We start from the raw sequence: 6,358 nt of genomic DNA on the forward strand, positions 1-6,358 counted from the left end.
TTGTAAAAGGGATAATTGAAAAATCAGGCTTTGGATTTAGGTGGAGGGGAGGATTGCTCTAAATCAATTTCTTTGAAGATATCTTCGTAATAAAAAGTTCTTGAAGTGAGTTTGTTATTTGATTTTTGAAGTTGACAAGTGAAGCTTTTTTCAATGATGATTTTAACATCTATCAATTTTCTTTTTTCATGCGGAACTTCAGTGTCAGGAATCGTTTCATCATCCATATCAAGAACATATTCCAAGACTAATTCGGTAAGAGAATCGATGGGATCATAGTTTTCCAAAACTGTTGAATCCATGACAGATGCGTGGTAAAAATTTGCTGAAAGATTGATGAAATTGATCAAAAGCAAATAATTGATCCATTTCAAAAGGTGATATCTTTTCATTACCAACAACATGCCGCAAATATAGTCAAATATTAAGAAAATTGGGTTTCTTGTTGAATATTCAAATCTTTGGAACGTGACCTACATCACTTTTGTTTGTTCGATATTGACCATGTTAGCAAAGGTTAATGACAGATTATGAAAAATAGGTCTTTAGGGGCAGCGATACTTCAGGGTAAGTGTCCAAAATGCAGGGAAGGTAATATTTTTCCAGTGTCAATATTTAGTTACAGGAAATTGACAGAGGTCAATCAGCATTGCCCAAATTGTGATGCATATCTGATGCCGGAACCCGATTTCTTTTATGGTGCCATGTACATCAGCTATGCTTTTTCAGTGGCGTTGGTCGTTACTGTGTTGATTATACTCAATTATTTTTTTAATGACCCAGAGGTGATGACTTATATCCTCACAGTATTCTTTGCGAATATTATCTTATTGCCACTTATGCTGAGATATTCCAAGATCCTATATTTGTATTGGCTTGGAAAACTGAAGTACACACCCGTGAAAGATTAAGCTGGGTCTTCTTTACCCCGTAACCTCTTAAGCCCACATTTCTTTCTGAACCCCACTTGCTTTCAAAATGAAGTTGTGCAGCTCATAATTCCTTACAAACCCCGGTAAATTTTCAGAACCGGGACCGTACATTGCCAATTCTACATAGTCTCCTGAGTGGTTGTTACCTGCCCATTGAATGGAGTTGTGTAAGGATTGCATGGAGGCCAATGACATAAATGGGAGGTTGTTGGGATTATATAAGCCATCCGCATCTTTTACATAATTTTTCAAAAGTAATTGTGCATCCTCGGTTTTGAAGTGGATGTGCTGATGCTCCATAAAAATATCAATAACTTGTTGCGCACTGAAATCAGGATTGATCTGATTTAATACCCATTCGTTAGAAGCAGTGGTAGTATAAAGCTTTTCGAAATTTTTTTCAGTCAGGCCACTGGGAAAAAGTCCCGGGTTACTATTGCCATGGTCCGTGGTAATGATCACCAATGTTTCTTTATCCTTTTGTGCAAAATCCATTGCGACAGCCAATGCCCCATCAAAATCAACTTGATCATATAGCAATGCAGGTCCATCATTTCCATGGGCTGCCCAATCTACCTTTCCACCTTCTACCTGCATCACAAATCCATTTTTGTTTTTGCTTAATACCTCAATGGCTTTCTTTGTCATATCAGCAAGACTGGGGACAGATGCATTCAATGTTTCATCGTTGACCCGGTCCACTGTATAAGGAAGTCCGTCATCGGCAAAGATTCCTAATATAGGTTTGCCTCCATTTAAGCTCATCATGTCAGATTTGCTTCTAGCTACATCGAAACCGGCTTGTCTGTAAGCATTATATAAATCCTTCTGATCCGATCTCTTTTCAGAGCTAAAGAAATTGCCCCCGCCTCCCATCATCACATCAAACTTCAACTTCATATAATCCTCGGCAATATCAGCCATCGCGTTTCTGCTATTGTTATTGACACAAAAGGATGCAGGTGTAGCATGGGTAATCTGAACAGTTGTCACGCAACCTACAGCCTTGCCCAGTGATTTAAACTTTTGAAGGATTGGGACAGGTCTTTCTCCATTTGGGCCGATATTGAGCGCACCATTTTTGACCCTCATTCCGCCACCCCATGCAGACCCTGCTGCCGCAGAATCAGTCACAAAAGAACTTGCAGAAGCGGTATCCATCAGAGACCTTTTGACAGTATTGGTTTCATACAAACTGATCCATTTTGATGGCCTTCCTTCTTTATGTCTCAATAGGATATCTGCCATATTCAAGGTGCCGGTACTCATTCCGTCACTCACAAGAAATATGATGTTTTTTGCCTGACCTTTTTTCAGTTCGGTGCCATTGGCCAATACTGGATAAGAACCTATAGCCCCTAAACCTAAAGTTGTCAAAAATCCATTTTTGAAGAAATCCCGTCTTTTCATGAGCTTATATTTTGGTATAAATCGTGATTTTAGTTTCTAATCCGTAAATGTGGTTTTTCTGTATTTCGAACCGGTAAATTAATGATTAGCTTTTTGTTATTAAATCGTAAAGTCATCCAATGGTCAAAAATGAGTATTAAAGTTCTAAGAAATATTTTCCTTCAATTTGAATTACTCTCTTAAGACATTTCATTCATTTACCCCGTCATGGCGATAATGACAAATTGAATTTAATATATGAAAACCATAGTTGAAAGTTTGAATATATTTTTAGTTTTGCACCGTGATTCATCTTTAAAAATTCTGATTCTATGTTTTGGAAAAAAATCTTTCCTGTTTTATTTGTAATAATTTTGTTTTGCCCTATGCAGGGTTTTGCCCAGTATTCACCTCCCACTCAATCGGTATTTGTTGAATTGGGCGGACCGGGCTTGGTTTACTCTTTTAATTATGATTTCAGGTTTGATAAAGACAGGCTGGATTCCTGGGGGTTGCGTGTGGGTGCCGGTGGTTATGCAAGAACAAATACCTGGGGAGGAGTTAAGGAGAGGAATGCGCTGCTTACTGTTCCTGTTCAGGCCACCAAGTTGTTTGGACGTTCTGTTCACTTTTTTGAAGTAGGAGGAGGTGCCACATTTATTTATTTCAGGGATGATTTTACAGGATGGAATAGTAATATCACTCAAGTCAGGAAAGACTTTGATTTTATTTTAAATTCCGGTAACACGCCTGCATTGATGGGGACTTTAAATTTCGGCTATAGAAAAATCCCTGTTGACGGAGGCTTTACTTTTAGGGCCAATTTGATTCCTGTTTTCAACCAAAATGGATTTTGGCCGCTCTGGGCAGGTGTTGGTTTTGGATATGCATTTCATTAATTAACCTTAAGAAAAAAAACATGAAAAATTTACTTTTGATCTTATTGATAGCAGTTTTGCCTATCACAGTTTATGCTCAAGAAAAACCTGTTACACAATCAATCTACCTCGAATTGGGAGGTGCCGGATTGCCTTATTCCTTTAATTATGATTTCAGATTTGACAAAGAAAAAATGGATTCCTGGGGTATGCGGGTAGGGGCAGGGGGATATGCATTTTCAGGTGGAGATTCGTTTTTTTCAGCCCCGGTACAGATCAATAAATTATTCGGTAAAAACGGTCATTACTTTGAAGTCGGAGGCGGGGCTACATTTGTTGCATTCAAAAGCGCGACTTATTCCTTTTGTCAGTCAGGTACTTTTGATCCTGGTACGGGTGAGTTTATATGTAATGATTTATTCTCATCCCGTGATGATTTTACCGAGTTTATTCTGGAAATTGATGGTTCACCCAATGTTATGGGAACCTTGAATTTTGGTTACCGAAGGGTTCCAAAGGATGGGGGATTTATGTGGAAAGTCAACCTGAACCCGATATTCAATAATAGAGGTTTTTGGCCATTATGGGTGGGGCTTGGATTTGGGTATGCTTTTTAAGACGGAAGACAGGAGACGGAAGACGAAAGATGGCATAAATCCAAAATTTAACCAGCTTTAGGATTAGTTAATAGTATTACCGTGTTTGAATTTGGATTCCTATATAAAGGAAATTAAAAACTCAGGTCAGTTTATCTGACTTGTCCGTTTCCTTTGATGATCCACTTGTAGCTAGTCAGTTCATTTAGTGCCATAGGGCCTCTTGCATGGAGTTTTTGGGTACTGATTCCGATCTCGGCACCAAGTCCAAATTGGTTGCCGTCCGTAAAAGCCGTTGAAGCATTGGCATATACTGCGGCTGCATCTACCATTTTTAGAAATTTATCGATATTGTCCTGATTTTCAGAAATGATCGCCTCACTGTGTTTAGAACTATATTCTGAAATATGGTCTAAGGCTTCTGTCAAACCTGATACTGTCTTGATGGACATCTGAAGCGATAAAAACTCGGTCCCAAAATGTTCTTCGCTCGCTTTTTCAACCCCTGGTTTTCCTTCAAGTTTTGTAAATGCCCTTTCATCCGCAAATATCTTCACGCTTGATTTTATAAGCGGTTCTATAAGCTCCGAAAGTTCACTGATACGGCTCTGATGGATAATCAGGCAATCGAGGCTATTGCATACACTTGGCCTTCTTGTTTTGGCATTGTGAATGATTGCTTTCCCTTTAGTGATATCAGCCGTTTCATCAAAATAGGTATGGACGATCCCTGCCCCGGTTTCTATTACCGGTACTTTGGCATTTTGTCTTACAAAGTCTATCAACCCCTGACTTCCACGGGGAATAATGATATCAACGTATCCCACAGCTTCCAATAGGGCTTTGGTAGCCGATCTTTCCACTGGCAGTAGTTGGTATGCTTCTTTAGGAATATTGTTTGATTCAAGGGCTTGGTGAATGATGGAAATTATAGCTTGATTAGAATGTGCTGCATCAGAGCTTCCTTTCAGGATAAGACCATTGCCGGATTTCAGTGCCAGGCTGAACACATCAAATGTAACATTGGGTCTTGCCTCATATATAATTCCCAATACCCCCAGTGGAACTGAGATTTTTTGAAGATCAAGCCCATTCTGTAAAGTTTTGCTTTCCAAGATCCTGTTAAGGGGAGATTGTAAAGATTCAACTTGGGCAATTTCCCCGCATATATTTTTTATCCTTTCCTCAGTAAGTAGTAGCCGGTCATATTTTGGATCATTGGGATCCATTTTGTCAAGGTCAAGCCGGTTAGCTTCTAAGATCAGCGCTATATTTTCAAGTGTTATTGCCCTAAGTGATTGAAGGGTTCTGACGATATTTTCTTCAGTGAGTACCGGTAATTTTCTTGTGGCGGAATTTACGGATTTGAAAATCTGCTGATAATCAGTCATGTTGGAATAGGTAGAGGTAGTCATAGTGGATAAATGGTTTCTGGTTCTTTTGTCCCAATACCTGCTTAGCTGAAGAAGAATTATATTCTGATTTTCCCAGTCCGATTTTTTCGCCTTTTTCATCAATGATACGGATGATATCTCCTTTTGAAAAATCCCCTGAAGTGGAAACTATCCCTATGGGCAGGAGACTGACGATTTTTTCGGAGCTCAAAGCTGATTTTGCACCTTCATTGATCACCACCTCACCTTTATAGTATTGTTCACCATGAGCAAGCCATTTTTTCTGGCTTTGTTTAGAGGATTTTGGTTCAAAATAGGAGTAAGGAATCTTATCTTCTAAAATCCCTTTTAGAATATGGTCTTTTTTGCCATTGGCTATGATAACCTGGATTCCAAGGTCTGCGGATTTTCTGGCCATGGTAAGCTTGGTCAACATGCCACCTCTCCCGAATGAGGATTTGGTTGGACTGACCATTGATGATAGTTCAGGCATTTTGTGTCCTATTTTAGGAATCAATTTGGAAGCAGGGTCGGAGGGAGGCCCGTCAAATACCCCATCTACATTGGTCATGAGCATCAAAGTATCAGCATTGACCATGGCCGCAGCCAAAGATGCCAATTCGTCATTGTCCGTAAACATCAATTCTGTGATGGCCACGGTATCATTCTCGTTCAGGATGGGAACTATGCCTTGGGACAATAGGCCAAGGATACAGTTTCTCATATTCAGGTAATGTTTTCTGTCCCTGAAATCCTCCTTTGTAACAAGGATTTGGGCTACTTGATGTCCGTTTTCAGCAAATAGGTTTTTATATTTTCGGATCAAGGCAATCTGACCCACTGAGGCCCAAATTTGTTTTTTGAGTACAGGGTTCATTTTTTCCTGAAGGGGTATTTCCTGTCTCCCGAAGGCAACAGCACCTGAGGTAACCAACAGGACTTTAACTCCTTTTCCGATCAGGAAGGATATCTGTCCTACCAAATGCTTCATACGCGCCTCATCAGGTTGCCCCGACTCGGTAGTAACTACATTAGAACCTATCTTGATGACTGCACAGTGTATTGAATGCATGGGCTATTGTGAAATTGACACAATATTATGTCAATAATTAAAAAAATACTAAAACCAACGTTTTTTCTTAAAATACCTGATCATGACCAAAGTTGAA

At 39.5% G+C, this 6,358-nt stretch carries 7 protein-coding genes; 3 read left to right on the forward strand and 4 right to left on the reverse strand.

Features of this window, described 5'->3' with window-relative positions; all coding sequences use genetic code 11:
* Positions 1–23: 23 nt before the first annotated feature.
* On the reverse strand, positions 24–392 hold the full coding sequence (locus tag ACEW8O_RS07120; protein ID WP_373493929.1) for a hypothetical protein: 369 nt from the start codon (positions 390–392) through the stop codon (positions 24–26).
* 138 nt (positions 393–530) lie between these two features.
* Between ACEW8O_RS07120 and ACEW8O_RS07125 the strand changes: the two genes are divergently transcribed.
* Positions 531–911: a DUF983 domain-containing protein gene (locus tag ACEW8O_RS07125; protein WP_373493930.1), complete on the forward strand. Its 381-nt coding sequence runs from the start codon at positions 531–533 to the stop codon at positions 909–911.
* A gap of 27 nt (positions 912–938) precedes the next feature.
* Here the strand turns inward: ACEW8O_RS07125 and ACEW8O_RS07130 are convergent, their stop codons facing one another.
* Entirely contained in the window at positions 939–2,342 is a 1,404-nt protein-coding gene (locus ACEW8O_RS07130) for an alkaline phosphatase (RefSeq protein WP_373493931.1), read from the reverse strand.
* A 365-nt stretch (positions 2,343–2,707) separates the two neighbouring features.
* On the opposite strand from ACEW8O_RS07130, the gene ACEW8O_RS07135 reads away from it, so the two are divergent.
* Positions 2,708–3,220: a hypothetical protein gene (locus tag ACEW8O_RS07135; RefSeq protein WP_373493932.1), complete on the forward strand. Its 513-nt coding sequence runs from the start codon at positions 2,708–2,710 to the stop codon at positions 3,218–3,220.
* Positions 3,221–3,240: 20 nt separating this feature from the next.
* Positions 3,241–3,816 carry a hypothetical protein gene (locus ACEW8O_RS07140; protein ID WP_373493933.1) on the forward strand — a complete coding sequence of 192 codons (576 nt, stop codon included), beginning with the start codon at positions 3,241–3,243 and terminating at the stop codon, positions 3,814–3,816.
* A gap of 131 nt (positions 3,817–3,947) precedes the next feature.
* Here ACEW8O_RS07140 and ACEW8O_RS07145 read toward each other — a convergent pair whose 3' ends face one another.
* Positions 3,948–5,186, reverse strand: a complete 1,239-nt coding sequence (locus ACEW8O_RS07145) for a glutamate-5-semialdehyde dehydrogenase (RefSeq protein WP_373493935.1) — start codon at positions 5,184–5,186, stop codon at positions 3,948–3,950.
* On the reverse strand, positions 5,179–6,261 hold the full coding sequence (gene proB / locus ACEW8O_RS07150; RefSeq protein WP_373493934.1) for a glutamate 5-kinase: 1,083 nt from the start codon (positions 6,259–6,261) through the stop codon (positions 5,179–5,181). The genes ACEW8O_RS07145 and proB overlap by 8 nt, the downstream gene beginning before the upstream one ends.
* Positions 6,262–6,358 lie beyond the last annotated feature (97 nt).

Source organism: Aquiflexum sp., from assembly GCF_041749095.1.
GTDB lineage: Bacteria > Bacteroidota > Bacteroidia > Cytophagales > Cyclobacteriaceae > Aquiflexum.

Coding starts and splice junctions, on each gene's coding strand:
- ACEW8O_RS07120 (WP_373493929.1), bottom strand. CDS start 392: ATGAAAAGATATCACCTTTTGAAATGGATCAATTATTTGCTTTTGATC.
- ACEW8O_RS07145 (WP_373493935.1), bottom strand. CDS start 5,186: ATGACTGATTATCAGCAGATTTTCAAATCCGTAAATTCCGCCACAAGA.
- proB (WP_373493934.1), bottom strand. CDS start 6,261: ATGCATTCAATACACTGTGCAGTCATCAAGATAGGTTCTAATGTAGTT.
- ACEW8O_RS07130 (WP_373493931.1), bottom strand. CDS start 2,342: ATGAAAAGACGGGATTTCTTCAAAAATGGATTTTTGACAACTTTAGGT.
- ACEW8O_RS07135 (WP_373493932.1), top strand. CDS start 2,708: ATGCAGGGTTTTGCCCAGTATTCACCTCCCACTCAATCGGTATTTGTT.
- ACEW8O_RS07140 (WP_373493933.1), top strand. CDS start 3,241: ATGAAAAATTTACTTTTGATCTTATTGATAGCAGTTTTGCCTATCACA.
- ACEW8O_RS07125 (WP_373493930.1), top strand. CDS start 531: ATGAAAAATAGGTCTTTAGGGGCAGCGATACTTCAGGGTAAGTGTCCA.